Origin of the sequence: Shewanella algicola, assembly GCF_014648035.1 — a bacterium.
Classification (GTDB): Bacteria; Pseudomonadota; Gammaproteobacteria; order Enterobacterales; family Shewanellaceae; genus Shewanella; species Shewanella algicola.
In genome coordinates this window covers 40808-67134 of the sequence record NZ_BMQI01000026.1, presented here as the reverse complement: position 1 = coordinate 67134, position 26327 = coordinate 40808, and the positions used below count along the sequence as shown (strand labels likewise).

The window sequence follows — 26327 nt, the reverse complement described above, 5'->3', positions numbered from 1 at the left end:
AACGGAATGGGTTCCCGTATGTGGTTATCGTAATTTTGCAGAAGCAAAGCAGGAAATAAATAGATACATCACTGGCTATTACAGCCAGCTAAGGCCGCATCAATATAATGGCGGGTTAAGCCCAAATGAATCCGAACGATTGTATTGGGAAAACTCTAAGAATGTGGCCAGTTTTTGTTGACCACTACAGTCAGCCGATTCAATCAATTTCTTCAATTCAGCATCATTGAAAATACCACGAACATTAGTCGTAAAGTTTCTCTTGATAGAGCATGGTGAGATTTCAATATAGCCAATAGTGTCACGCTTAGCATAAGCAAACACACCTTGAAGCCACTTATAATATTGGTGCACTGATTTAGATGCTTGCCTGTCTTCTTCAGGCACATCGCAACTCAAGCGCTGTTCCCAAGTCATCTTGTTATACGGTGCAAGGTGCATTTTAGGTAATTCAAAACAGGTATCGATGAATTGACCAATATCTTTAGGCTTGTATTGATCTATCGGTTTATCTTCCACCAGCACTTTCCACACGGCATATCTTCGAGCGTAATCCTGCTGCATCTTAGTGGTTAGTTTTTCTTTATTAATTTTATGCGTGATGAATTCTTCGTATACTTCAGAAAACAGGGGGGAATGAGATTCTTCAGCCACTTCGGTAGTGGTAATTGGAACTTGTATAGCCGTGGGTGACAGTAACTGTTGAAGCTCTCGCTCACTAGTAGCATCACCCTCTGCCACTAGGTTTATTAGCTCATTCTTCAACTTACTTGAGGTAGATAGCTTACTCACTAAAACACGAAAAGCTAAACTAGATTGCTCTACATCAAAACCTTTATGTAATAAAAGCTGTCGTGCTAATTCAGTTACTCCGCCCTCATCTACATCATCAGTCATACTGACCAGCAACTTAGCCAAGGAAGATAATGCTTCCATGAAAGGCCATTTCTGCGCTTCAGATAAACCAGCAATAACCTCTTTCAATCGAATGATTCGAGTTTCATTATCCTCGGCCTGCGAGATATAGGTTAACTCTGTTATGAATTGATTGTTTTTATCGAGGACACCATCTTGGCCTAATACATTAACCGCATGAGCATTATTAGAATAATCTTGCTCAAGTTCAGCTATCAATCCATCTATATCACTCATTGCCAGTTGCTTTAGCATAGCGTCCTTTATCATTAATAGTGAAGGCTTTACTACACTAGAGTCTAACGATTTTGAACTAACAACAAGTTGTTTTAACAGGCTAATTTAAAAGTAAACCGCTGAAGCTTTACCAGTGCATAAGAGAGGTCTTGAGTGTTTAATGAAAACCGAACTTCCCTAACTCCTAACCGTTTCGGTAGTTTCATTCGAAAATAAAACCACTCTTTACGAATATAAAGGTGCTTAGTGCCAGCTATCGCTTTCATTTTATCAGTTGATTTTACGACGGTGTATCAAACCGTGTATCACATTTTCAGCATTAAATTTTGAGTGTCTGATTATAATAACAGGATAAAAAATAGCCTAAAATCATAATCTTACAATTTTTTGAAGTAAATGAAATGATGAGAAATTTTAGAAATGGTGTACCAATTGGTGTACCACTTTTTGAAATATTACTTGATGATTTGAATTAATTTCAGTAAACCGCTTGAAATTTCAAGCGGTTACTAAAATTAACGAGCTAGCCGATAAGCCGGGTCCTGTCGTGGACAGTTATTCATCTAGGCCTGCAATCGCTCACAGGCTCAAGCAACCTACCCGGTTCCTACGCGAGCAGCGCACATACTATTTAAAGTAATGGAACCCTATTTGGTCTTGCTTCGGGTAGAGTTTACCTTGCTACGGACTATTGCTAGCCGCACGGTGCGCTCTTACCGCACCCTTTCACCCTTACCACCTTAGCCAAAGCTAAAATGGCGGTCTTCTCTCTGTTGCACTTGTCGTCGGTTCACACCGCCCAGGCGTTACCTGGTACCCTGCTCTTTGAAGCCCGGACTTTCCTCCCCGTACCTAAGTACGCGGCAACTGTCTGGCCAACTCGGCGCGGATTATAGCGTAAGCACGCCGACAAACCAATGCTAAAAACCATTCGAGGTTATAAATCCAACTCTAGGCCGTATTTATACAGGGCGTTTTTCTTTAGGCCGTGGATTTGCGCTGCGATAGCGGCGGCTTTTTTAAGCGGTAATTCTTCGCTTAACAGTTTTAACGTCGCCACGGCAACCGCAGGAATGCCTTCTTCATCAGATAAAGCAAAACCATGGCACATTAATACGATTTCACCTTTTTGCTGGTTATCATCAGCCTGCACCATGCTAAGCACTTCTGCTGCGGTTCCGGTTAAAAATGTTTCAAAGGTTTTGGTTACTTCGCGTGCCATAACCACTTGCCTATCGTTGCCCAATACTTGTGCGATTGCGCTTAAACTGTATACAATCCGATGTGGTGATTCGTAAAAGATTAAGGTGCGTGGATCTTCTTTAAGCATTTCGAGCTTATCGATACGGGCTTTTTCTTTTGAAGGTAAAAAACCTTCAAAACTAAAACGATCGGATGGCAAGCCTGATGCACTTAATGCGGTAATAGCTGCGCAAGCGCCCGGTAGAGGCACGACTCGATGGCCAGCTTGACGCACATGATTAACGAGGTGATAACCTGGGTCTGAAATCAATGGTGTGCCGGCATCTGAAATCAACGCTATTGATTTGCCTTGATTAAGTTGCTCAACAATCCATTGGGCACGGTCTCGTTCATTATGATCATGCAGAGCCGTTTTACGGGTTTCAATGCCAAAATGACTGAGCAGCTTGCCGCTGTGCCTTGTGTCTTCACAGGCAATCAAATCGACCTGTTGCAACACTGCCAATGCACGAGCGCTGATGTCGCCTAAATTACCAATAGGGGTGGGTACAATATACAGCGCGACCATTTGGTCCATAATTACCTCGATAATGAATCTACCTGATACTTTCGCCCAGCGTAAGAGCAGGTTAAACTAGTGCCAGTATCTTAACAGAGTGAAGCCAAGTGTTAAAAAGACTGAATACGACAAAATTTGTGTGCGCGATAATTTTCTCTGTCTTATTGGTAGGTTGTGCTACCGAGCAACAACGAAAACAAAGAGAATATGTTGAAATAAGCACATCATTGGTTGCCGCCGAACATCCGGCTAAAATCTACTTAACCGAAGCCAAAAATAGCAGTTTACCAGAAAAGCGTGACCGTTTTTTATTACTCGCGGCACATGCCTATATTAATAATGGCAATGTGAATTCGGCGACCAACATTTTAACCTCAATGCAAAAGACGATGGTTAACGTGCCGACGCTTCAGGCTGAACATATTTATTTGCGCGCCCGTATTGTTGAGAAGACTAATGGCAGCGGAGCCGCATTAAACTTATTGCAGTATCCACCGCATTGGCAGTTACCTCGCTGGCAGATGGCAAGCTACCATCAATTTAAAGCAAAATTATTTAAAAATACTCAGCAGCCAATTGAACAAGCTAAGCAGCTTAGCCTATTGAGTAACTACTTGCCTAAGTCTGAAACCACTGCAGTTAACGATGTTATTTGGTCGTTATTGCAACCATTGCAAGAAGAAACCGTACAGTCTTTTATGCGCGATCCGTCAAACCCCATTTTTGCGGGTTGGTTACAACTGACGTTTATTGCTAAACATTATGCGGTAGAGCCAACCCAGCTTGTGCGCTACTTAGGTGAATGGCAACGTAATAATCCTTATCACCCAGCAGCCATTAAATTACCAGGTGATTTAGAAAAAGCCTTAAGCGCTAAACCTTATCACCCGCAAAATATTGCTGTTTTATTACCTCTTACTGGCCCACGCGCAGTGGTGGCAGAGCCTATTCGCCAAGGGATTATTGCCAGCTACTTGTCTGAATACGACAACAATGTGACCATTAATTTTTATGATACACAGCTAGGCGCTACCGAGGCTTACAATAAAGCAGTGACCCAAGGTGCTGAGTTTATTATTGGTCCGTTACTGCCTAATGAAGTTGAAGAGCTTCAAAAAGTGAATGACAAACTGACCAATACGGTGCCGCAATTATACTTAAACCAAACGGAGCATTTCACTCCACAGCTGAATCAATTTTATTTTTCGTTATCGCCAGCACAAGAGGCTAGCGATGCTGCGCATAAATTGTTTAGTGATGGTGTTAAATTACCTTTGCTGCTTGCCAGCAATGATCCCATTGGCAAACGTATGGCCGACAGTTTCAAACAAACTTGGCTTGCATTGACCAACAATAATGCCGAAGTTCATTATTATGATGCTGGCGACCAAATGAAACTTACCGTGCAAGAGGCATTAGGCGTAAAAGACAGTCAGGCACGTATTAGCAGAATGCGTGACTTATTGGGCAGCCGTTTAGAATCTGATTTTCGATCTCGCCAGGATATTGATGCTATTTATATGATTTCTGGCTCGCAAGACCTCGCGTTATTGAAGCCATTTTTAGACGTTAACTTTAGTGTGTTTTCTGAACCTGTGGCGTTATACACTACGAGCCGCAGCCGGTTAGAGAATGAGTCCAAACAAGCGGCGCAAGATCTAAACAAACTCATGATCAGTGATATTCCTTGGTTAATGCGCCCAAGCAATGAAACCCAAATGGTGTCTGAATTATGGAGCTCCTGGAGTAACAGCCAAAAAAGACTTTATGTTATGGGCTTTGATTCATTAGAGCTGGTTAACCGTTTAGCACAAATGCGTGCGTTTCCTGGTTACCAATTTATGGGGCGCAGCGGTGCACTGTCAGTGAAACAAAATGGCGTAATTGACCGCCAATTATCTTGGGGACAGTACATCCAAGGACAATTAAAACCGCTATGAATCGCGGCCAATTAGCTGAGCAACGAGCGCGAACTTATCTTGAACAACAAGGTCTGACGTTTATAGCGGCTAATGTGCGTTACCCGTTTGGTGAAATTGATTTAATCATGCGCCAACAAAAAGAATGGGTATTTGTAGAAGTGAAATACCGAACCTCAAATCAATTTGGGGGCGCACTAAATGCGCTGACGCAAAAGCAAATTACTCGGATCCGCTTAGCGGCTGATCACTATTTACAACGACAGAAATTGAATCCACCTTGTCGCTTTGATGTCATCGCGATGAGTAATGATGAAATAAACTGGCTACAAGGCTGTTTTTAAGCCGTAACTGATTACCATTACTTGGTTTTATGGCATCATATCGGCCAAATCACCGATGCAGCTCGATTAGCCAATAGTCTATTTACCTTCGGCATAAATAGACATAAATTAGCGTAAGGATTGTTACATGTTAGAACGTATTAAAGATAGTTTCACCGAATCGATTCAGACCAAAATTGATGCAGCAGAAGCACTACCTGAGTCAATTGAAAAAGCGGCAGAGATGATGGTGCAATGTCTACTTGGCGGTAATAAAATCCTATCATGTGGTAATGGTGGTAGCGCAGGCGATGCACAGCATTTTTCTGCAGAGCTGCTTAACCGCTATGAAATTGAACGTCCGCCATTACCGGCAATTGCATTAAGTTGTGATACCTCAACGATTACTGCGATTGCAAACGATTACAGCTATGATGAGATTTTCTCTAAACAGATTTTAGCCCTTGGACAACCGGGTGATATTTTACTGGCTATTTCAACTAGCGGTAACTCGGGTAACATCATTAAGGCTATGGAAGCGGCGTTAAGCCGTGATATGACTATCGTGGCTTTAACGGGTAAAGATGGCGGTTCAATGGCTGGTTTAATGAGTGCTGGCGATGTTGAAATCCGTGTGCCTTCTAATGTTACTGCACGTATTCAAGAAGTTCACTTATTAGTGATTCACTGCTTGTGCGACAACATTGACCGCACTTTATTCCCGCAGGATGAGCCGGCATGATCACTAGATTATTAGTCATCTCGGTACTGGCATTGCTTCAAGGTTGTGCTGGTGCGGTTATGGTTGGTGCTGTAAGTGGCGCCAAAATGGCCAATGACGAGCGCAGTATGAGCACGCAAATTAGTGACACTAATGCTGATTTTACGATTGCCAGTGCCTTGTCAAAACACGATGACTTAAATAATCAAACCAATATCGCTGCGGTGGTGATGAACAACAATGTGTTAATGATAGGTCAAGCACCTAACTCGATGCTCCGCGACAAAGCAATAAAAGTAGTACATGAGTTAGATATTGGCGGCAAAATTCACAACCAGATACGTATTGGCACACCAACATCGTTTACCACGCGTAGCAACGACACTTGGGTGACAACTAAAGTTAAAGGGCGCATGTTAAATGAAAAGTTCCTGGATATTACACGTATCAAAGTGGTCACAGAAAATGGCGAAGTGTTCTTGTTGGGGTTAATTGATCGCAAACAAGCTGACTTAGCGGTTGAGATTGCCCGTAATACTGCAGGCGTTCGTAAAGTGGTTAAAGTGTTTGAGTATATCGAACCTGAAACCTAACCCCTGATGCCTTGATAAGATTGAAAAAGCCATCGATAACCGATGGCTTTTTTATGCATAAAAAAGCCAGCAAATGATGGCTGGCTTTAGTAGATAGTCAGACTTACGTTATACAATCAAACCAATTTTTTCGTAGACCTTTTTAATGGTCACTTCAGCACGCGCTTGGGCTTTTTCAGCACCTTCAGCCATGACTTGTCTTAAAAATGCACCATCAGCACGGTACTCTTTAAAGCGAGCTTGTAGCGGTTCAAGCATGCCAACAACAGCCTCACCAGTCGCCACTTTCAAATGACCATACATCTTGCCTTCAAACTCAGCTTCTAACGACGCAATAGATTGCCCAGTACAACCTGACATTAAGCTAAGTAAGTTAGATACACCTGGCTTTTGCTCAATATCAAAACGCACAATTGGCGGCTCTTCGCTGTCGGTCATGGCTTTTTTTATTTTCTTTAAAATCGCTTTAGGATCTTCAAGTAAACCAATCACGTTATTGCGGTTATCATCTGACTTAGACATTTTTTTCATCGGGTCTTGCAGCGACATCACCTTGGCACCGTGTTCAGGAATAAACGGCTCAGGAATGGTAAAGGTATCACCATAAGCATTGTTAAAACGCGTAGCTATATCGCGCGTTAACTCAAGATGTTGCTTTTGATCTTGTCCCACAGGGATTTCATTCGCTTGATAAAGCAAAATGTCAGCCGCCATTAATACTGGGTAACCATACAAGCCAACGTTAATGTTATTGGCATGCTTTTGCGACTTATCTTTAAATTGGGTCATCCGGTTTAGCTCGCCCATTTGGGTGTAGCAATTTAATGCCCAACCTAACTGAGTGTGCTGCGGCACTTGTGATTGAATAAACACCGTGCTTTTTTTAGGGTCAACACCACAAGCAAGGTATAGCGCTAACGTGTCTAAACACGCCTCACGCAGTTTTTGCGGGTCTTGACGCACCGTAATGGCATGCAAATCAACAACGCAATATAAGCAATCATGGCTATCTTGCATGGCAACCCATTGACGTAGTGCGCCCATATAATTACCTATGGTCAATTCGCCTGATGGCTGTGCACCGCTGAGAACTATGGGTTTGGTCATGTGTTTTATTGCTCCAGATTATCTTATAAAATTCAGATTATTGTGACTGTAAGTAGTTGCCGATGTCGGCAAATTGCTCACATACTGCGTCAGGCTCACTAAGGCCAATATCTTCGCCGTAGTTGTAGCCGTAGGTCAAGCCAATCGACATGACATTTGCGGCTTTAGCGGCCAAAATATCATTCTTTGAGTCGCCAACCATCAGCAATTGTGTGTTATCTAATTGCCATTGTTGTAATAAATGTTGTAGCGGCATTGGATCGGGTTTCATTTTAGCCAGTGAGTCGCCGCCTAATACCTCAGAAAATAATCCATCAAGGCCAAATGCAGTTAACAACGGTACGGTAAAACGGTACGGTTTATTGGTCACTATCGCAAGCTTGTAGCCTGCTTGCGTTAGCTGCTGTAATGTCTCTAAAACATGTGGGTACAACAAGCTGTGTTGCTGTAAATGTTCACCATAATGATGCATAAACCGCGGCATAACTTGCTCAAGTTGCGCTTGCAGCGCTGTGCTGTCCTCAGCCATTGAAGACGCATAACTCAAGGCTCTTTGCATCAATATCTGCGCACCATTACCCACCCAACTGCGCACTAATGCGTCCGACACTTCAGGCAAATTACACTCAACCAAAGTGGCGTTGGTCGCTGCCGCTAAATCAGGCACACTGTCAATGAGCGTACCGTCTAAATCAAATGCAATTGCTTTAATATTTGCCCACTGGCTCATCTGATACCTCGTAAAAATTTCAGAATTAAGATTAAACTTTTGCCAATTCAGCACGCATTTGATCAACCACTACTTTATAGTCTGGTTGATTGAATATGGCAGAACCGGCAACAAACATATCGGCACCCGCCGCAGCTATGTCTGCAATATTGTCAACTTTAACGCCGCCGTCCACTTCGAGACGAATATCAAAGCCACTGGCGTCGATGCGTTCACGAACCTGACGTAATTTATCTAAGGTACCCGGAATAAATGATTGACCACCAAAGCCAGGGTTTACTGACATTAATAAAATCACATCTAATTTATCCATAACATGGTCAAGGTAATGCAAAGGGGTTGCAGGGTTAAACACTAAACCCGCTTTACAGCCAGATTCTTTAATTAACTGCAATGTGCGGTCAACATGTTCAGATGCTTCTGGATGAAAGGTAATGATTGAAGCCCCTGCTTTAGCAAAATCAGGGATGATACGATCGACAGGCTTAACCATTAAATGAACGTCAATATCGGCGGTAATCCCATAGTCGCGTAATGCACTACAAACCATAGGGCCAATGGTGAGGTTCGGAACGTAATGGTTGTCCATCACATCAAAGTGAACCACGTCAGAACCAGCGTCTAATACCGCTTGTACATCATCACCTAAACGGGCGAAGTCGGCAGATAAAATTGATGGTGCAATTAAAAATGGGCGCATAATCTTCTCTATAGGCAGATCAAAGTGACGACATTTTACCCTTTGCAGCCCCAAGCCTCTAGGCTCTAATGGCAAAAAAGGCTTTCTATTAAGGATATTTATCAAAAAATAGACCAGAAGTCGGATTTGTTGCTTTTAACCAATAAAGCTGTGTTCAATAACTAAGCTATTTTGCTATAATGTTAGAGTTATAAAATGTAGAGTTACATTTTAACACTTGATTAATACTAACTCTGTTATAACGCTAGGTTGATAACTGCGACAAGATTGGCACTATTACGCTGTCATTGCTATATTAATGCGGTGACACAATATTAGGTATTAGGCATAAACCACGGATAGGGCAAACCTTATGGTTAAGCAATTATTGAGCAAGATTTCTGGTCGTGATGGTAAATTTTTACCAGCACCGGTTTATGCTGTATTTGCAACATCTGCCTGCGCTTTGCTGTTGAGCCAAGCTATGATGGCCCATGAGGTCAAAACCGCTCAAACTAAAACGTGTGTTTGCGACAACAGCAAAAGCTATAACAACAGTTTGCCAAGTAGCCACCCATCTAACCGCTGTGCAGAGCAATCAAATAACGTCAGCTGGGGAAATTGGGTCACAGGTAATAGCCGCTCTAGCCAATTTCATTTTATCGATTTACTCGAATTGATCCACGGTCACAAAGATAAACCCTTGCAAGATATGCCCACCTCCAGTAGCGCTGAAAAGATATAGCCATCATGTCATTTTGGCGCGTATTCAGTAGCACGATTGCAGCCTTCTTTGGGGTACAAACTGAACAAAATCGTCAAAAAGATTTCCAATCTCAATCACCACTCCCTTTTATTATTATGGGCATTATTCTTGCCATTGGCTTAGTCATATCCTTAATATTAATTGTAAACCAAATACTTGGCTAGCCATAAAATCCCATCTCTTTTTTAAGCTTGATAACGTGTGAATGATTAATTGCTGAACGTAGGCGTTAAGGCCGAAGCTTTGGGTATGGTGGTAATCAATACAAAGCAGATAATGCAGTAGAGATGCACATAAACATGCTCGATGTGGCGGTAGAAGCGATAATACGTCTATGGCGGTGTTTATTTAGAATCAATTTTGTGAGCACACCAAGCAGGAAGTCCCTCATCGCTCAACCAATTTAATATCATGAGCAAAATGACGGACTCAGTTCAACGTACCTTAATCCTCATGACGATAGTGATGATCATACAAGGCCATAATCTCATCAACTTTGTTACGTGAACTGCCTTTTTGGCTGATATTACGTTGCACTGAAATTGTTGAAAAAGCAGCACCGCGATACAACTCTCGAGTAAGGGGAATATCGTGGTTACTGATCAATACCGGAATATCACGCTCGTGGGCAATATGTCTTGAATGACGCGCAAGTAGCGCTTGGTCATCGAGACTAAAACCTGGCCCGGCATAAGTGGTAAAACTGGCGGTAGTTGATAAAGGCGCATAAGGCGGATCGCAGTAAATCACATCACCATTTTTGGCTAAGCCAAACGCTTGCTCGTAACTGACACATTTAAACGTGGCTTGTTGCGCCTTGGTTGAAAAGTAACGAATTTCAGCTTCAGGAAAATATGGTTTTTTATACGATCCAAAAGGAACATTAAATCCACCTTTTCGATTGTAACGACATAAGCCATTAAAACCATGACGATTCATATATAAAAAATATACTGAACGAGTGAAAGGATCGCGTGATAAATTAAACTCTGCACGCACACGATAATACGCGTCCTTGTTGTTCATCTCATCGACAAACATTGCTTTAGCAGCCTTAATATAGACGTCTGGCTGCTGCTTGACAATTTCATAGAGATTAATCAAATCTTGATTAATATCACACAGTAAATATTGCTTATAGTCAGTATTCAGAAACACGGAACCGGCACCGACAAAAGGTTCAATAAGACGGTTTCCATCTGGGAGGTGCTTTGCTAGCTCATCAACGAGTTTATATTTTCCGCCTGCCCACTTTAGAAAGGCTCTATGCTTTTTTATCATGAATAGGAACTATGCCAGCAAAATTAAAGCTGATGATTGTACTCTGTTTAATGCGATTTATCATCGGCTAAAAAGAAATTATTGTTTTGGATATCGATATTTTTCACCTGAGCCTCACACCGCTAACAGGTTATTCTAGTCGCTTATATTCGGTTAAGTCTGCCCACTTTCTTACCCAGGGCGCAGCTAAACGGTATTCGGTTTGGATCTGCTTTGCTTTAGTAGAAGCTTCTGGTGCAGTATTAAAATCGCCTAGGAAAATCACAAACCGTTGTTGGTGACTCATCACATACACTTGCTTCTCTTGCGCTAGCTTAGTCAAAATAGGCGATAATGATGATTTATCATGGACACTAACAAGCTGTAAGGTAAAGCCCTTTATTTTAGCAGGGGTGTTATCTCTTTCAACAATTTGGCTAGGCTGAGATACCGCTTGAGCCTGCGCTTTTGGCAGCTCTCCTTGAAATGACAACCCATCTAAAGAAGAGTTAACCTCTATATCGGCATGATTATCTTCTGGCATAATTTCAGGTTCAACAGCTTCAACCTCTAAGGTTAACTCTGCTTCAACTTGTTGCTGTATAAGTGCATTAGCTTGTTCGTTTGCAGCTTTTTTTATTTGAGAAAACTGTCGCTGTTCAAAGTATCCGGCTAAATCTTGTTTAGCGTAATCTAACAAATACTGGTTTGCTTTTTGACGTTGTGCGGTTTGCTCTACCGTGAGTTCTTGTGTTGAAGCTGGCACATCAGTCAACGAGGTATATTGGTAAGCAAACCAGATAGTACTTAATACTATGGCAATGAAAAAGAAATATGTCGCGACTCTCACAGCAAAGGGCTTGCTTTGCGTTCCCTCCTCTGGTGCCTCTAACGCCAGGGTTAACAACTCGACAACCTCTTTAGGAGTGCCGTTTTGTTTTTCGAGTTGTTTATGAATGATTTCTCGAGGAATAAAAGGCGTTTTTTGACTACGTAATAGCAAGCTTTGATAAAGGCCATCACGCTCAGCACTCGGCAGCGGCTCAATATTAACCTGTAATAACAGTGCCCGAGTTTCATCAGTCAGATCGGCCATCAATGTTCGCCAGAAACTCGGCTCAACCGTCATGGTCACTGCTACAGATTTTCCTGCACATTGAATTTGACTTAATAAAATGCACTCAGCCCAGATATCTTTAGGCAAGTAATCAGCATCATCAATAATAATATGCAGCGGTTTCTTGAGGCTTGATTGAACTCGAAGGACAGTGTCCATCAAAGGACGTTCATCATCAAAAATCGGGGCAGAGATTAACTGGACTAATATTTTACGACGAATTTCAGCGCTATCTGCATGTTGCGGGCAAATAATCAATGCAGAATTGTAATCATCAAGCTCACTTGCCAGCGCAGCACTAAGCGTTGATTTACCTGCGCCTTTCTCACCACATAACACCAGCAGTTGTTCACTGTAGCTGGTAATATGTTGCAAACGCTGTACTAGCGCTTCTTGAGTGGGAAGTAACAATAGACCTGAAGTTGTCAAAACGTCACCACACTGTATTTACGCGCGACTGATAACCTGGTTAAGTAAGTCTTCACTTACCTCACTAAACACATCAGCATGGCCAATTTGGGTTGGTAACACTAAACGGATTTTACCGCCTAGTACTTTTTTATCTCGGCACATATGCTTTATAAAGCTATCAAAATCCATAGAGTCTGGCGCTGTTACCGGCAGGTCAAATGCTTGCATTAACAAGGTAATACGCTCAACACTAACCTCATCTAACAGCTTCATTTTGTATGCTGTTTGCGCCGCGAGTATGGTTCCAGCGGCAACAGCTTCACCGTGTAGCCAAACGCCATAGCCCATTTCAGCTTCAATAGCATGACCAAAAGTATGACCAAGGTTAAGCAATGCGCGTACACCTTGCTCAGTTTCATCTTGCTCAACTACATCAGCTTTGATTTGGCAGCACTTTGCAATGGCATAGGTTAGTGCATCGGTATCCAGCGCTTTTAACGCTTGTACATTTTGCTCAAGCCACTGAAAAAAATCACCATCCCAAATAACGCCATATTTGATCACTTCAGCCATCCCTGCAGCAAATTCAATTGCAGGTAGTGTCTGTAAACATAAGGTATCGATAATCACTGACTTAGGTTGGTAAAATGCACCAATCATGTTCTTACCCAGAGGATGATTCACTGCGGTTTTACCCCCTACAGATGAGTCAACTTGAGACAGTAAGGTTGTCGGCACTTGAATAAAATCAATACCTCGCTGATAACATGCTGCCGCAAAGCCAGTCATATCACCAACTACACCACCGCCAAGAGCAACCAGCACAGAATCTCGAGCGAAATTATGCTCAAGTAAACCGGTAAAGATCTTATCGAGGTGTTGTAAGTCTTTGTATTTTTCACCGTCAGGCAAAATAACTGTTTCAATAGATGTGCAGGCACTCATCGCCTGCTGTACCTGTTTTAGGTACAACGGAGCAATGGTGTCATTTGAAACAATTAAAGCTTTTTTATGCTGTAGATAGCGAGTAAAAATCTCACTGTCATTCATCAAATTCTGGCCAATGTAAATGGGGTAACTTCTATCACCTAATTGAACCTGAATCTGTTGCATGAATTCTACCTAAAAGCCTAGTTGCTCGATAATTTGGTTTGCGACGATCTTTGCGCTTTGTTCATCCGTCTTAACAATGACATCAGCAATCTCTTCATACAAAGGATTACGGATTTCAGCTAAGCTTTCAAGAACTTCGCGTGGATCGTCTACTTGTAACAACGGACGACGTTTATCACGCTGAGTACGCGCGACTTGTTTGTCGATAGTTGTTTCTAAGTAAACTACTATACCTCGAGCAGAAAGATAGTTGCGGATATCTTTACTCTGAACAGAACCACCACCTGTTGCGAGAACGATACCTTGCCTTTCTGAAAGATCACCGATGACTTGGGCTTCACGACGACGGAAGCCTTCTTCACCTTCGACATCAAACACCCAGGCAATATCTGCACCAGTACGTTGTTCAATCTCGTGATCTGAATCGTGGAAATCTAAATGCAGCATTTGTGCCAGATGGCGACCAATTGTGCTTTTACCTGCGCCCATAGGGCCTACCAGAAAAATATTACGTTTTTCAGCCATTTCGTATACGTCTGAATCTTATATGGAAGAATGCCTTATCGACTTAAACTCAAGCCGACCTATAATTTAACCTTGCTCTAATGAGACTTGACGGAGGATTATCTCAGCTTAGGGCTATCGCTTGCAAGTCATCGCAGCGATTTATACTGATTTAATTAATTCCCAACAGATTATGTCATGTATAAAGGGCTTAGAAAACTGAATAACTCGCAACAAAAAAGCCAGCTTTGCATGCTGGCTTTTTATGGTCAATTTTAACTTATGCCGTTGTCTAGATTACAGTTTTTCAGTTACGATTTTAGGTGTCACAAATATCAATAACTCTTGACGCTCATTGGTGTCAGATGTGTTTCTAAATAAGAAGCCCACTAAGGGAATATCACCCAAAACAGGCACTTTACTCACGTTGCTGATAAGGTTTTGTTGATAAATACCACCCAGCACAATCGTTTCACCATTATTCACTAATACCTGAGTACCAATACGCTGCGTATCAATCGCTACCGCTTCACCCGTGGCTGTTGCAACGGTTTTACCTTGTGAATCTTGAGTAATCTCAAGATCAAGGATAACGCGGTCATCTGGGGTAATTTGTGGTGTAACACGTAAAGATAACACCGCTTTCTTAAAGGTTACCGTTGTTGCACCGCTAGAAGCAGATTCTACATAAGGAATTTCAACACCCTGCTCAATGTATGCCGACTTCTGGTTTGAAGTGGTAATACGTGGGCTGGCAATAATCTCACCTTTGTTTTCTTGCTCTAATGCACTTAATTCAAAATCGAGCACTGTACCATCGGCTAACTTAGCAACATGGAAAGCAATACTGGTAGCAGACGTCGCTGATGCCGGTAAGTTTACATTTAAGCGGTCGTCTAGGCTTGGAATAGTACCACCGGCAATATCACTTGCACCTTCAAGCGTACCTGATGTGCCATCTGAGCCTTGTTGATCAGTAATACCCCAACGTACCCCTAAGTCTTCACTGACATCATCCTTTACTGTCACCATACGAGCTTCGATGAGTACCTGTTTGATTGGAATGTCGAGCACTTCAATTAAGCGATGTACGTTTTCTAAAATGTCAGCTGTATCTTTTACCAATAATGTATTGGTACGTTCATCAACGGCTACACTACCACGGTTTGATAATAACGTTGATTCTGGCGTTTTCAATAACTCGGCAATATCAAGAGCTTTTGCATAGTTTATTTGTAAGTATTCAGAATACAGAGGCGCTAATTCTTTTACTTCTTGTTTATTCTTAAGGTCATTACTTTCACGGATAGCCAGTTCTTCACTTGGCGCAACCATTAAAATATTACCTTCAATGCGCTTATCAAGACCTTTTGTTTGTAATATTAAGTCTAACGCTTGGTCCCAAGGTACATCGTCTAAACGTAAGGTAATATCACCTTCAACTGTGTCGCTAGTGACTAGGTTAAAATTATTATAATCTGCGATAATCTGTAAAACGGTACGCACTGAAATATTCTGGAAGTTTAAAGATAGTGAGCGACCATTATATTTTTTAGCTTCTTTAGCCACTGACACTCGTTCAACTTTATCTACACTGACTTTAAATACATCGCCGTCTTGACGATAGTTGTAATCATAGTTGCCATCGACATCAACCATAATTCTTGCTGTTAAGTCATCTTTGAAGGTTTCAAAACTATTAACTGGGGTCGCAAAGTCTTGTACGTCCATCACGTACAATAAATCATTACCAATGTCAGTATTATATAATTTGATTTCGAGCTTTGAACCAACTTGTTCAACGTTTGCAGCAACAGAGCGGTTATTTAAGTTAAATAATATCTCACCACCGCCGGTTTTATTGCGACGAAAATCGATACTTTTAATCCCATTCACAAACGGATTACTTACCTGGTCAGGGCCTGCTACATCATCGTTAATGGTTAAACGATAACTGTTACCAACAATTTTACCCTGGTATGGCTTAACCTGACTTAAGGCAACAACTATTTGCAAGTCGCCACCTTGTTGTTGAGCCGTTAATTGCTCTACGCCAACTTGATCAACAGGTATCACACCTTTATTTAGGTTTGAAATTGTATCGGCAAAGTTAAGCATAATCTCTGCAGGATCAGCAGACAAATCCACCACAGGTGATATCACTGCTGACTCAAATACAAATTCGACTTCTAGTTGGTGATCAACAATAGAATGATATTTTACATCCATAAGGCGATTAGCGGCGAATGCACTTGGCACAATAGCCACGAACAACACCGCGCTTATAAGCGCTTTACACAATGATGAGTTTGTTATTGCTTTTTTCATCGCGGCAGAAGATTCCATTATTCCCTCATCCTTCGCACTTTATTTTCCTGATAATTCTAAGTTGCTAGATCTTTCTGCCCAGCAACCTGAACCATCAGGGATTAATTCAATAATTTCGATAAATTGCGGCGTAACTTTTGCAATTCGGCCATGATAAAGCCCTAAATATTCACCCACACCTAAACGATATACATTAGCATCAGTTGATTCGACTAACGCCCAAATAGTACCATCTTCACTCAGTGTTCCGCGCATTCTTAAATTGTCGAGCGCATAAGTCTCTAGGCGACCTTTACGACGTTTTAAGTCTGGTTGTAAACAGTCCTTTGACGTATCGATTACTTCTTCTGTTAACTCCCTTGAAGGCGGAACAAAAGGGCTACGCATAAGTTCTGCTTGATATGCAAAATGTTCAAACTTAGGTGTTTCTTTTAAAGGCGGTATACGTGCGACATGTTGCGCCTTAGTAGTAGTAACAAATAGCTCTAAATCACTACGATCGCCAATACAACCTGTTAATAAAAACGACATAATCACAAAAAGAGGAAGTAATTTCATTATTTCTGCCCCTTATTTGTTTGTGGTGGTAACTCAGCACCTTCTTTAAAGCGATAAGTTTTAGCAAGAATATCCATTGATAAACCGCCAGCATCATTTCGCTTAATCACAAAATCGTGCAAGCTTACTATTCGTGGCAACTTGGCAACTCCGCTGACCATATTGCCTATTTTATGGTAATCGCCTTGAACAGCCATTTTTATTGGGAACTCGATATAAAAATCTCGTTCAATTTCATTGTCCCAATCTAGGCTATTAATACGCAGTCCAGCATCAGTTGCTACAAATGTTAAGTCATCTAACAAGCCTGGCATTTCATTTTCTGACGGTAACATTTTTAATAATTCAGCAAACTGTGCTTCCATCACCACCAATTGCTCACGGTAAAGTTTTAAGTTTGCAGCTAAGCGATATTTATTTTCAAAATCTTCACGTAATTGTATCTCTTTTTGCTGCTCAGCTTCCATGACATCAAGGGTATCTGAAATAAACAAATAATAACTTGCACCAATAACACATAAAGACAAAAATGCGGCAAACACAATTTTAACCAGCTTAGGCCAGCCACCGATATTATCAAAATCGATATCATTAAATTGGTCTAGGTCGAGATTCATTTTCTCGCTCCTTGGCTGGTATCGACAGCGGTTGATTGTGAATCATCACGAATTGTCACGCGCAATTTAAAGCTTTGTAATTGTCTTAACTCTTCATTTTGCGTCACAATAGACTGCATATTAGGATCATTTAAATAAGGTGATGTTTTCACTTTTCTCATCATATTGGCGACGTTGTTATTCGATTCGCTGCGCCCTTCAATCCACAAGATACTGCCCTTCTTCTCAATACTAGAAAGGTAAATTCCCGGAGGCACTATACGAACGAGTTCATCTAATACATGAGTAGGTAAATTACGTGATTGCTGTAAATTAAGAATGATTTCTGTGCGACGCTCAATGTCTTTTTTACGTTCAGTGATTTTTCTAATTTCAGCAATTTGCGTGTTTAGCAAAGCAATTTCTGAATCAAGATAAGCGTTACGTTGACGCTGATCGTCTGTCACTAACTCTAAAAAGCTTATGAAAAGATAAACTAATAATGAGGTCACTAAAAAAACAAGCGCAAGTATACCGATGTAGTCGCGTTTTTGTTTTTCTCTCGACTCTTCACGCCATGGTAAAAGGTTTATGTTCGCCATTGAGCGTAACTCCTCAACGCAAGACCACATGCCACCATATACTTACTCATAGTAGGTTGAAGTTGGCTTTTCATGGTGTCATCTGCGTGTAAACAGCCTTGGAAAGGATCGGCGACAATGGTGTGAGCACCTAACTCATTGGTGAGTAACTCTGCCATTCCCTCTAATTTAGCCGTGCCGCCGCAAAGCACGATGTAGTCAACTTTTTCACGACCACTTGCAGTACAGTAAATTTGAAGAGTACGCTTTATTTGTTGTAATAATTGAGTTTGAAACGGGGACAATACCTCAAACATATAATTTCGAGGCAGTTGATTAGTGACTTTAGCGCGTTCAGCTTCGTCATGAGGCATGCCGTAAAATGACAAAATAGACTGAGTAAACAACTCACCACCAAAAGCTTGCTCTCTTATAAAGGTGGTCTCACCTTTTTCGACAACAGAAAACGTAGTCATGTTCGCACCAATATCAACCATGGCAATTGATTTATCTTTAGCGCCTTCTGGTAACTGGCCATAAATCAATTCGGCTGAGCGGCCTAAGGCATACGCTTCAACATCAACGACTTTTACATCCAGTTCGACGGCATCCAACGCATCAACGCGAGAGTCAATGTTTTCACTGCGACATGCGCTGAGTAATACATCAACTTTAGTGGGGTCGGTGATATTTGGGCTGAGTCGCTCAAAATCGATGCTGACTTCATCTATTGAATAAGGAATGAGGTTGTCAGCTTCAATTTCAATCTGAGCCTCCATTTCTTCTTCGTTTAATGCCGCATCCATATAGATGACTTTGGTCATAACAGCCGAGCCGGAAACAGCAACAGCAGCAAACTTCACCGATTTAGGTAAAATACGCTTAACCTGTCGCAATGATTCCATTACAGCTTCAGAATCTCGAATATCATGATCGACTACGGCTCCCTTCTTAACAGGAACAGATGCATGATTTTGAATTTTATATCCATCAGCAGTCTTGCTCAACAGAATGGCTTTTATTTCATGAGACCCAATATCAATCCCAACCATCTGAGGTGCTTGCCGCTTCCACAGTTTAGAAAGCATAGTCCGTCATCACAATTCTATTATTATTTTATAAGAGATTAGCACATAATCAACTCGTTATAAGTATTTGTATAAAATGTTTCTGCATTTTACAAATACTATTTTAACTTAATCATGTTTTACTTCACCAAAAACTCTTCGGCTTATATACTAACGCCACTATTTTTGTTTTTTGGAATTATCGAGTGAAGTGGTTTAAACGTTTATTAATCGCCTTTTTTAGCCTATCACTTTTAGGTGTCGCCGCCATTGCAGCAGCATACTTTTATGTATTGCCAGACTTACCTGATGTTAATTCATTAAAAACGGTTCAATTACAAACCCCGCTTCGCATATACAGCCAAGACGGCAAACTTATCTCACAATTTGGTGAAAAACGTCGTATTCCTGTGGAATACGATGATGTGCCAGTGCAATTGATCAATGCCGTACTCGACACCGAAGATGCCCGCTTCTTTGAACACAGAGGCATAGACCCCATTGGTATTATTCGCGCAGCAACCATTTTGATCACCACAGGTAAAAAAAGCCAGGGGGCGAGTACCATTACTCAACAGGTTGCCCGAGGTTTCTTTTTATCAAATGAAAAGACCTATATTCGTAAAGTAAAAGAAATCTTTTTAGCATTAAAAATTGAAAAGGCACTTTCTAAAAAAGAAATCTTAGCGCTGTATTTAAACCGTTCGTTTCTAGGAAACCGTGCATATGGCGTCGGTGCAGCCGCGCAAGTGTATTACGGCAAAGAGTTAAATCAATTGTCGCTCCCAGAAATGGCAATGATTGCCGGTTTACCACAAGCGCCCTCTGCCGCTAACCCAATCCGCAACCAAGAACGCGCTATCGCCCGCCGTAACTGGGTATTAAGCCGCATGCTTGAAAAGCGTAACATTACACAAGCCGAGTACGAAGAAGCCATCAGCAGCCCTTCTACCGCCAAATATCATGGGGCGGAAATCGATTTGTACGCACCTTATATTTCTGAAATGGCGCGCGACTACATGATCCAAAAATACGGTGAAGAAGCTGCGTACACCAATGGCTTTAACGTTTACACCACCATTTCGTCTGATCTGCAGCTAATGGCTCAAGAATCTTTACGTGACAATGTATTTGCCTACGACCAGCGTCATGGTTATCGTGGCCCCGTGAAGGAGTTATGGACAGAGACGCCATTAACTCGCGATGAAATCATCAGCACGCTCAAACGTACTTCACCTATGCAAGGCATTATCCCTGCTGCGGTAATGAGCGTAAGCGAGCAACAAGCACAGGTGCTCGACGCTGAAGGCAAACTGATTACACTGGAATGGAAAGGCCTGAAGTGGGCTCGCAAATTTATTAGCGACAAACGTCAAGGCTTACCACCAAAACAAGCAAACGACATTCTCACCGCGGGACAACAAATTTGGATCCGCGATAACGGTCAATATTGGCAGTTGTCACAAATACCATTGGTATCAAGTGCAACCGTGTCACTCGAGCCCCATGATGGAGCAATCAGAACCTTAGTCGGTGGCTTTAGCTTTAGTCAAAGCCAGTTTAATCGTGTCACCCAGGCTAAGCGTCAATTAGGCTCTAACATTAAGCCATTCATTTATGCCGCAGCGCTTGAAAAAGACTACACCTTAGCGACATTAATTAACAATGCGCCAATTAATAAACCCGATACACGTCAGGGCACGGCATGGCGTCCTAAAAATTCACCTGATATTTATGGTGGGCCAACTCGTTTACGTGTTGGGTTAGCTCAATCGATTAACGTTATGTCGGTACGCGCTATGCGTCACGCTGGGTTAGATAACACGATTAAAGAACTGGTTAAATTTGGCTTTGACCCTAATGATCTACCACGCAATGAATCACTTGCATTAGGTTCGCCTTCGGTAACACCGTTACAAGTGGCCACGGCATTTAACGTCTTTGCTAATGGCGGTTATTTAGTTGAACCTTACTATATCGATCATGTCACTGACGGTTATGACAATATGATTGAACAAACTATCCCATTGATTGCTTGTGATAAGCCACAAGACACAACGCAGATGTTTAGCGATGTTGATGACCCATTTGCCGCCATGGCAGATGAACTGTCGCAACCCGTAATCGAGCAAAACGATTTTGTTGAGCCAAATGATGATGTTAAGAGCCAAGCAACACAACTTACCGCACAAGAAAATACTTGCAGCAACCCTGATGCGCGATTTGCTAAGCAGATTATTTCTAAGCAAACAGCATTCCTTATTACCGAAGCGCTCAAAAGTGTAATTTGGGGTGGTGGTGATTGGAGTAAAGGTACTGGCTGGAACGGCACAGCTTGGCGTGCAGCTAAACTCATTAAGCGCCATGATATAGCGGGTAAAACGGGTACAACAAACGAGTCTCGAGACACATGGTTTAGCGGCTTTAATCCAACACTCACCTCTACATTTTGGGTCGGCTTTGATGATCATGGTCGTCAATTAGGCCGCTCTAGCTGGATGGCAAACGGCGAACCAGACCAAATATCAGGGGCTGAAGCGGGTGCAAAAACGGCGGGGCCTGGTTGGAACGACTTTATGAATAAGGCGCTTGCTGGCTCGCCTGAACACCCCGTGATTCCACCACAAGGCATTGTATCTGCTCGGATTGATTTAGCGACAGGGAAATTAACCCGTAAGACAGATCATACGACAGCATTTGAATATTTTGTTGAAGGTACTGAACCTAAAGAATACGTCACTGAAACACAGCAAAGTGGTAATATCTTTATCGACAATGTTGCCGAAGACTTATTTCAATAAACTGATGTAAATAAAATAAAAAGCCATTCAGTCGAATGGCTTTTTTGTCCCTGCTGAGTGCGAATATGACGGGTTAGCTTAGCAGGAGTAATTGCTGTAACTCTGTTAAGTTACTGACTTGATAACTTGGTGAAATATCGTCACTCACCGCGGCCCCATGATGATTTAACCAACAGGTATCAATGCCGGCATTAATACCACCTATAATATCAGAATGAAGGTTATCGCCAACCATTAACACCTGGCGCTTTTCTGGCTCCCCCATCAAGCTAAAGGCATGATTAAAGATAGCCACATCAGGCTTTGCTTTACCAAGTTGTTCTGAAATCACGACCGGACTAAATGCATCTTGAAACCCCGTGCGACTTAAACGAATACTTTGCAGCTCAGTAAAGCCATTGGTAATGATCCCCAAGTTAACCTTACCGCTTAAAGAGTCAACGAGTTCACGTGCTCCCGGTAAAGGCTGACAAATATCGCCCATAGCGGCTAAAAACTGACTGTTTAAATGCTGAGGAGTAACAGATAGTTTATTGGCCCAATGGGTAAAACGCGTATGTTGTAAGTGAGCGGCATTGATTAAGCCATTTTGATAATCCACCCAAAGTGGTTTATTAATTTGTTGGTAAGCAGCAAAATCGTCGAGACTAAACTCCACGTTAAAACGCGAGAACATTAACTTTAAGCCAGAAAAAGCATCAAAATGAAATAATGTTTCATCGGCATCAAATAAAATCCATTTATATTTACTGACTAAATTAGACATTCCTAACAACCTTAAATGTTAAAACTAAGCACGGTTTTATATTAATCAAATAATTTGATTAATTGCGGCTCTTGTTTAAGTAAACTTTGATAAATAGTTAACTGATTTTTTGCTCGGTCTAGATTATGTAACGGGTATTTAATTGCAAAATAACCATCACCCTTTAAATAATCAGTTAAAAAACGCACCCCAAGCATTAACGTCATGGCTTTTATACCTAACCATAAACTTTGCTTTTCAAGTGGCGTAATTACTCCCTCAAGGGCATCAACATACGCTATCGTCGCCGTTGAAATGATTTCTGGGCGAGCATACACCTCAGCTAAATGTGTTGAATCTTCGGGCTCTGGCGAACAAAAAGCCCGGACCATATCACCAAAGTCATACATCAAATAACCCGCCATACAGGTATCTAAATCAATAATCGCCATGCTGGACATATCGCGTTTATCAAACAGCATATTGTTAATTTTAGTATCGTTATGACAAATTCGTCGTGGTAATAAGCTTTCAAACTCAGCTAGTTGAGTGAGCAATACGGTTTGCGACAATGCAAACATAGCCCATTCCTGACAAGTGTTAAGCCTTGAATAAGCATCATCATTCACCGCATCTGTTAATTGCTGAATCCGCTCAGGCAGATTTAAAAAGTTGGTAATAACATCATCAATTTTTGTTGAAGGCATATCGCTGAGTGCGGCAGCAAAATGACCAAAGGCATAAGCGGCAACTTCAGCTTGTTCAGTTTGTGTGACTAATTCAATAGTATGGCTATGCTCTAAATAATCGATAGCACGCCAAAAACCTTGCTCTTTAAGATCCACATATAAATCGCCTGCCACAGTAGCCACTGGGCTAACAACTTGTAGCAAATAGTCTTGCTGCTGGTGCTTTGCGGTTAAATGCTGGCTAATACGAGCGGCATTGCTAACCACCAGATGAGGCTGAGTAAATATCTGGGTATTTATTTGTTGTAATACGATTTTTTTAGCGCCATCGGTCACTAAAAATGTCTGGTTAATATGCCCATGACCCAAAGTGCTAATTGACGCATTAGCGCAATGAATACCAAACTGCGGTAACACAGTTTGTTTAATAAATTCAATCAATCACATGCTCCATTTGCACCAATATTATTGGCTTAGCAATGTTTCAAACTGTGGGTTTTTCATTAGCGCTGCCTGGCTGCCTTTTAAGCTAAACTTATAGCCACACAATTTAAAATCGCCCCGCAAAGCAATGTTGTTCACCATCACATATTTATCCAGCGGGGTAAACTTGGCCTCAGTGGCACCATCGGCAAGTAAATCGACAGTCATGGGTCTAAATTGACTACCATCATTAAACTCAAGCTCGGCACAGGTCTTGTCTCCAACTGCACTGGCTAGTTGCCACAGGTTTTGCGCATCACCAGTATCACCTAACCAACGTAAAATAAGCACGTCGCCTTCTAAGGCTAACCAAAAGCCATCAGGTAATTTAACCATGTGTCTGCTCATATTAACGGGTTCAATCACACCTTGGCTCATTTCTGTCTCGACATCTGAGTCTTCTGAGCTTGAAAATGCATTAATTAACGCCATCACCAGATAAATCAGCAATCCAAGCACAAAAACAGCGGCCAAAATTTTGCCAGCTAACAACAATTTTTGCTGATGCAACTTAGCCATATTAACCCAAGATTTGGCAAGTTCAGTTATCGAACCTGACTGTAATGCATCTTGATCAACATATAAGGGTTGGTTATTACGCTCACGCTTAGCGGAAAATGTACTATTGGCAGTGTCATGTTCGTCATCAGCGTCAAACTGCTGAGTGACATAGGGTTCATCATGCTTTGGGCTCTGGGTAGGCTCAACATCATTGTTAACGGCTTGATAAGCAACATTTGCTGTGTCAGCGTCATTTTGTACCGTTTGTGGCTGAGCCTCCTGATTAGCAAATGGATTCTCTGTAATAGACAGGCTAACCGCTTGACCTTGCATCACAGGGTCTTGTCGTCGATGCATCGCGCTTTGTGCGCTATTCATTACTCGATGAGGCCCATAATATCCTAGAGTATACTGAATAGGATTTTTCGCAGGTAAAAAGCTTAAATAGCCGCCACAGGCCAACCCAAATAAAAACACACTAGCTAACGCGCCAAGTGGCGCCTCAAAGTAAGCCGCGACACCAAAAATAAGTACAGGCAATAAACAAACGAGCACAAATGTAATGGTTTTATTCGCATCATGTAAGCGGCGCATTGCCGATAAACCAACAATAGGTAGCGACACAACCGTGGCGATTAAAATAATGATACTTGCAGGAAACACCAAAGCCGCAATGCTCAACAAGGCAAAAGCAGAAAATACGATGGTCATTAACCTTAAACCTGTGTCACGACCTTCGCGGCACAGCAGGGTTTTTACTAACATCAAACATTCCTATAATTGGTTTACGTTTATTTAGCTGGGTTTATTCAATACAATCCAATACTGATGGTTAAACTTAAAATTTGTGACAAATACACTCTAAGGGATGTCAATCTACCCGCAAAATTAATAACAAAAAAACACCATTGAGCACAATAGCGCAAAGCCTACAGAATTTATCTTATAAAGCCAGACCCTATGGGTGTGTTAAGCAATTATTTTATCGAAATAATGCCCTAGTACCCATATCAAATTGAGCCGTAATTAACGAGCTTAACAGCAGTTTATCTGTGAACTTATAGCGCTAGCATAACCTTACTGTTAACGAGTATAATATTAAGCTTTCTTAATAAATAACCAATGAGAAACCCAATTTATGAGCACTCGTGGAAATCTTTTTATTGTGTCAGCCCCTAGCGGCGCAGGTAAATCGTCTCTTATCTCGACACTGTTAAAAGATAAACCCAGCGATAAACAGGTTTCTGTATCGCATACCACTCGCCAACCTCGCCCGGGTGAAGTTGACGGCCAACATTATCATTTTGTTGATGTTGAGCAATTTAAAGCACTAATCGCACAAGATGCATTTATTGAATGGGCTGAAGTATTTGGTAATTATTACGGCACATCAAAAACCGTAATAGAGCAAACGCTAGCAAAAGGTATCGATGTATTTTTAGATATCGACTGGCAAGGTGGTGAGCAAGTAAAAAAACTCATGCCTTATGCTGTTGGAGTATTTATTTTACCGCCATCAAAAGCAGAGCTTGAGCGTCGATTAACTGGTCGAGGTCAAGACAGCCAACAAGTCATTGATTCGCGTATGGCACAAGCTGTATCTGAAATGTCACATTATGCACAATATGAATTTGTGATTGTAAATGATGATTTTGATACGGCTCTGACCGACTTAAATGCAATTATTCGTAGCCAAAGGCTAACCTGTGCTAGTCAGCAGTATACCCACAATGGTATGCTTATTGATCTCTTGGCAGATTAATTGTCATAGTGTACAATTTTGCGTCATTTTTTCCCATAGATAACACTGGAGTTTCAACA

At 41.7% G+C, this 26327-nt stretch carries 26 protein-coding genes, 1 other RNA gene and 1 pseudogene; 9 read left to right on the top strand and 19 right to left on the bottom strand.

Annotated features, from left to right (window positions below; translation table 11 throughout):
* Positions 1-181, top strand: a pseudogene (locus tag IEY42_RS12560) (IS3 family transposase); the annotation flags it as partial.
* Here the strand turns inward: IEY42_RS12560 and IEY42_RS12555 are convergent.
* The 4 genes from IEY42_RS12555 to rsmI form a co-directional block, all read right to left on the bottom strand.
* Positions 100-1152 (bottom strand): DUF3258 domain-containing protein, encoded by a 1053-nt coding sequence (locus IEY42_RS12555; RefSeq protein ID WP_188925549.1) that lies wholly within the window; start codon positions 1150-1152, stop codon positions 100-102. The pseudogene IEY42_RS12560 and the gene IEY42_RS12555 sit on opposite strands and share 82 nt — an antisense overlap.
* Before the next feature lie 92 nt (positions 1153-1244).
* Entirely contained in the window at positions 1245-1418 is a 174-nt protein-coding gene (locus IEY42_RS22720; RefSeq protein WP_373292830.1) for a DUF6538 domain-containing protein, read from the bottom strand.
* Positions 1419-1667: 249 nt separating this feature from the next.
* Positions 1668-2035: RNase P RNA component class A (gene rnpB / locus IEY42_RS12550), an RNA gene on the bottom strand.
* Between the two features lie 54 nt (positions 2036-2089).
* On the bottom strand, positions 2090-2932 hold the full coding sequence (rsmI, locus tag IEY42_RS12545) for a 16S rRNA (cytidine(1402)-2'-O)-methyltransferase (protein WP_188925548.1): 843 nt from the start codon (positions 2930-2932) through the stop codon (positions 2090-2092).
* Between the two features lie 89 nt (positions 2933-3021).
* Here rsmI and IEY42_RS12540 point away from each other — a divergent pair, with 89 nt between their 5' ends.
* From IEY42_RS12540 to IEY42_RS12525, 4 genes are all read left to right on the top strand, one after another.
* The gene (locus IEY42_RS12540; protein WP_188925547.1) at positions 3022-4854 is read left to right on the top strand and encodes a penicillin-binding protein activator; all 1833 of its coding nucleotides are present in this window, start codon (positions 3022-3024) and stop codon (positions 4852-4854) included.
* Positions 4851-5177 carry a YraN family protein gene (locus tag IEY42_RS12535; RefSeq protein ID WP_188925546.1) on the top strand — a complete coding sequence of 109 codons (327 nt, stop codon included), beginning with the start codon at positions 4851-4853 and terminating at the stop codon, positions 5175-5177. The genes IEY42_RS12540 and IEY42_RS12535 overlap by 4 nt, the downstream gene beginning before the upstream one ends.
* 127 nt (positions 5178-5304) lie before the next feature.
* Positions 5305-5898: a phosphoheptose isomerase gene (locus tag IEY42_RS12530; RefSeq protein ID WP_188925545.1), complete on the top strand. Its 594-nt coding sequence runs from the start codon at positions 5305-5307 to the stop codon at positions 5896-5898.
* The gene (locus IEY42_RS12525; RefSeq protein ID WP_188925544.1) at positions 5895-6470 is read left to right on the top strand and encodes a BON domain-containing protein; all 576 of its coding nucleotides are present in this window, start codon (positions 5895-5897) and stop codon (positions 6468-6470) included. Before IEY42_RS12530 ends, IEY42_RS12525 begins: the two co-directional genes overlap by 4 nt.
* 108 nt (positions 6471-6578) lie before the next feature.
* Here the strand turns inward: IEY42_RS12525 and trpS are convergent, their stop codons facing one another.
* The 3 genes from trpS to rpe are packed head-to-tail and all read right to left on the bottom strand — an operon-like array spanning position 6579 to position 9007.
* Positions 6579-7577, bottom strand: coding sequence for a tryptophan--tRNA ligase (gene trpS, locus IEY42_RS12520; protein WP_188925543.1), 999 nt, complete (start codon positions 7575-7577; stop codon positions 6579-6581).
* 37 nt (positions 7578-7614) lie between these two features.
* Complete coding sequence (locus IEY42_RS12515; protein WP_188925542.1) at positions 7615-8307, bottom strand: phosphoglycolate phosphatase; 693 nt, start codon at positions 8305-8307, stop codon at positions 7615-7617.
* A gap of 31 nt (positions 8308-8338) precedes the next feature.
* Complete coding sequence (gene rpe / locus IEY42_RS12510) at positions 8339-9007, bottom strand: ribulose-phosphate 3-epimerase (protein ID WP_188925541.1); 669 nt, start codon at positions 9005-9007, stop codon at positions 8339-8341.
* A gap of 352 nt (positions 9008-9359) precedes the next feature.
* Between rpe and IEY42_RS12505 the strand changes: the two genes are divergently transcribed.
* Positions 9360-9731, top strand: coding sequence for a hypothetical protein (locus tag IEY42_RS12505; protein ID WP_188925540.1), 372 nt, complete (start codon positions 9360-9362; stop codon positions 9729-9731).
* 5 nt (positions 9732-9736) lie between these two features.
* Positions 9737-9916: a DUF2970 domain-containing protein gene (locus IEY42_RS12500; protein ID WP_188925539.1), complete on the top strand. Its 180-nt coding sequence runs from the start codon at positions 9737-9739 to the stop codon at positions 9914-9916.
* Between the two features lie 280 nt (positions 9917-10196).
* Here the strand turns inward: IEY42_RS12500 and IEY42_RS12495 are convergent, their stop codons facing one another.
* From IEY42_RS12495 to IEY42_RS12455, 9 genes are all read right to left on the bottom strand, one after another.
* On the bottom strand, positions 10197-11033 hold the full coding sequence (locus tag IEY42_RS12495; RefSeq protein ID WP_188925538.1) for a Dam family site-specific DNA-(adenine-N6)-methyltransferase: 837 nt from the start codon (positions 11031-11033) through the stop codon (positions 10197-10199).
* A 130-nt stretch (positions 11034-11163) separates the two neighbouring features.
* Positions 11164-12558 carry an ATP-binding protein gene (locus IEY42_RS12490; RefSeq protein WP_188925537.1) on the bottom strand — a complete coding sequence of 465 codons (1395 nt, stop codon included), beginning with the start codon at positions 12556-12558 and terminating at the stop codon, positions 11164-11166.
* 18 nt (positions 12559-12576) lie between these two features.
* Complete coding sequence (gene aroB, locus IEY42_RS12485; RefSeq protein ID WP_188925536.1) at positions 12577-13653, bottom strand: 3-dehydroquinate synthase; 1077 nt, start codon at positions 13651-13653, stop codon at positions 12577-12579.
* A gap of 9 nt (positions 13654-13662) precedes the next feature.
* Entirely contained in the window at positions 13663-14178 is a 516-nt protein-coding gene (gene aroK / locus IEY42_RS12480; protein WP_011635865.1) for a shikimate kinase AroK, read from the bottom strand.
* Positions 14179-14454: 276 nt separating this feature from the next.
* A complete protein-coding gene (locus IEY42_RS12475; protein WP_188925535.1) occupies positions 14455-16503 on the bottom strand; it encodes a type IV pilus secretin PilQ in 2049 nt (682 codons plus the stop codon).
* A 21-nt stretch (positions 16504-16524) separates the two neighbouring features.
* Positions 16525-17043 carry a pilus assembly protein PilP gene (locus IEY42_RS12470; protein ID WP_188925534.1) on the bottom strand — a complete coding sequence of 173 codons (519 nt, stop codon included), beginning with the start codon at positions 17041-17043 and terminating at the stop codon, positions 16525-16527.
* A complete protein-coding gene (locus tag IEY42_RS12465) occupies positions 17043-17660 on the bottom strand; it encodes a type IV pilus inner membrane component PilO (RefSeq protein ID WP_188925533.1) in 618 nt (205 codons plus the stop codon). The genes IEY42_RS12470 and IEY42_RS12465 overlap by 1 nt, the downstream gene beginning before the upstream one ends.
* Complete coding sequence (locus IEY42_RS12460; RefSeq protein WP_188925532.1) at positions 17657-18241, bottom strand: PilN domain-containing protein; 585 nt, start codon at positions 18239-18241, stop codon at positions 17657-17659. The genes IEY42_RS12465 and IEY42_RS12460 overlap by 4 nt, the downstream gene beginning before the upstream one ends.
* Entirely contained in the window at positions 18229-19308 is a 1080-nt protein-coding gene (locus IEY42_RS12455; RefSeq protein ID WP_188925531.1) for a pilus assembly protein PilM, read from the bottom strand. Before IEY42_RS12455 ends, IEY42_RS12460 begins: the two co-directional genes overlap by 13 nt.
* Positions 19309-19493: 185 nt before the next feature.
* Between IEY42_RS12455 and IEY42_RS12450 the strand changes: the two genes are divergently transcribed.
* The gene (locus IEY42_RS12450; RefSeq protein WP_188925530.1) at positions 19494-22088 is read left to right on the top strand and encodes a penicillin-binding protein 1A; all 2595 of its coding nucleotides are present in this window, start codon (positions 19494-19496) and stop codon (positions 22086-22088) included.
* A gap of 73 nt (positions 22089-22161) precedes the next feature.
* On the opposite strand, the gene yjjG is transcribed toward IEY42_RS12450, so the two are convergent.
* From yjjG to IEY42_RS12435, 3 genes are read right to left on the bottom strand one after another with little or no spacing between them, the layout of a single operon-like run.
* On the bottom strand, positions 22162-22854 hold the full coding sequence (yjjG, locus tag IEY42_RS12445) for a pyrimidine 5'-nucleotidase (protein ID WP_188925529.1): 693 nt from the start codon (positions 22852-22854) through the stop codon (positions 22162-22164).
* Positions 22855-22895: 41 nt separating this feature from the next.
* Complete coding sequence (locus tag IEY42_RS12440; protein WP_188925528.1) at positions 22896-23963, bottom strand: phosphotransferase enzyme family protein; 1068 nt, start codon at positions 23961-23963, stop codon at positions 22896-22898.
* A gap of 24 nt (positions 23964-23987) precedes the next feature.
* A complete protein-coding gene (locus tag IEY42_RS12435; RefSeq protein WP_188925527.1) occupies positions 23988-25271 on the bottom strand; it encodes a DUF805 domain-containing protein in 1284 nt (427 codons plus the stop codon).
* A gap of 373 nt (positions 25272-25644) precedes the next feature.
* Between IEY42_RS12435 and gmk the strand changes: the two genes are divergently transcribed.
* Entirely contained in the window at positions 25645-26268 is a 624-nt protein-coding gene (gene gmk, locus IEY42_RS12430) for a guanylate kinase (RefSeq protein ID WP_188925526.1), read from the top strand.
* The last annotated feature ends 59 nt before the right edge of the window (positions 26269-26327 follow it).

Excerpts from the sequence above, each read along its gene's own strand:
- aroB (WP_188925536.1), bottom strand. The coding sequence starts at position 13,653 with ATGCAACAGATTCAGGTTCAATTAGGTGATAGAAGTTACCCCATTTAC.
- IEY42_RS12525 (WP_188925544.1), top strand. The coding sequence starts at position 5,895 with ATGATCACTAGATTATTAGTCATCTCGGTACTGGCATTGCTTCAAGGT.
- IEY42_RS12535 (WP_188925546.1), top strand. The coding sequence starts at position 4,851 with ATGAATCGCGGCCAATTAGCTGAGCAACGAGCGCGAACTTATCTTGAA.
- rsmI (WP_188925548.1), bottom strand. The coding sequence starts at position 2,932 with ATGGACCAAATGGTCGCGCTGTATATTGTACCCACCCCTATTGGTAAT.
- yjjG (WP_188925529.1), bottom strand. The coding sequence starts at position 22,854 with ATGTCTAATTTAGTCAGTAAATATAAATGGATTTTATTTGATGCCGAT.
- IEY42_RS12435 (WP_188925527.1), bottom strand. The coding sequence starts at position 25,271 with ATGTTAGTAAAAACCCTGCTGTGCCGCGAAGGTCGTGACACAGGTTTA.
- IEY42_RS12530 (WP_188925545.1), top strand. The coding sequence starts at position 5,305 with ATGTTAGAACGTATTAAAGATAGTTTCACCGAATCGATTCAGACCAAA.
- IEY42_RS12470 (WP_188925534.1), bottom strand. The coding sequence starts at position 17,043 with ATGAAATTACTTCCTCTTTTTGTGATTATGTCGTTTTTATTAACAGGT.
- IEY42_RS12505 (WP_188925540.1), top strand. The coding sequence starts at position 9,360 with ATGGTTAAGCAATTATTGAGCAAGATTTCTGGTCGTGATGGTAAATTT.
- trpS (WP_188925543.1), bottom strand. The coding sequence starts at position 7,577 with ATGACCAAACCCATAGTTCTCAGCGGTGCACAGCCATCAGGCGAATTG.
- IEY42_RS12495 (WP_188925538.1), bottom strand. The coding sequence starts at position 11,033 with ATGATAAAAAAGCATAGAGCCTTTCTAAAGTGGGCAGGCGGAAAATAT.
- IEY42_RS12455 (WP_188925531.1), bottom strand. The coding sequence starts at position 19,308 with ATGCTTTCTAAACTGTGGAAGCGGCAAGCACCTCAGATGGTTGGGATT.
- IEY42_RS12515 (WP_188925542.1), bottom strand. The coding sequence starts at position 8,307 with ATGAGCCAGTGGGCAAATATTAAAGCAATTGCATTTGATTTAGACGGT.
- IEY42_RS12555 (WP_188925549.1), bottom strand. The coding sequence starts at position 1,152 with ATGAGTGATATAGATGGATTGATAGCTGAACTTGAGCAAGATTATTCT.
- IEY42_RS12500 (WP_188925539.1), top strand. The coding sequence starts at position 9,737 with ATGTCATTTTGGCGCGTATTCAGTAGCACGATTGCAGCCTTCTTTGGG.
- IEY42_RS12465 (WP_188925533.1), bottom strand. The coding sequence starts at position 17,660 with ATGAATCTCGACCTAGACCAATTTAATGATATCGATTTTGATAATATC.
- rpe (WP_188925541.1), bottom strand. The coding sequence starts at position 9,007 with ATGCGCCCATTTTTAATTGCACCATCAATTTTATCTGCCGACTTCGCC.
- gmk (WP_188925526.1), top strand. The coding sequence starts at position 25,645 with ATGAGCACTCGTGGAAATCTTTTTATTGTGTCAGCCCCTAGCGGCGCA.
- aroK (WP_011635865.1), bottom strand. The coding sequence starts at position 14,178 with ATGGCTGAAAAACGTAATATTTTTCTGGTAGGCCCTATGGGCGCAGGT.
- IEY42_RS12475 (WP_188925535.1), bottom strand. The coding sequence starts at position 16,503 with ATGGAATCTTCTGCCGCGATGAAAAAAGCAATAACAAACTCATCATTG.
- IEY42_RS12460 (WP_188925532.1), bottom strand. The coding sequence starts at position 18,241 with ATGGCGAACATAAACCTTTTACCATGGCGTGAAGAGTCGAGAGAAAAA.
- IEY42_RS22720 (WP_373292830.1), bottom strand. The coding sequence starts at position 1,418 with ATGAAAGCGATAGCTGGCACTAAGCACCTTTATATTCGTAAAGAGTGG.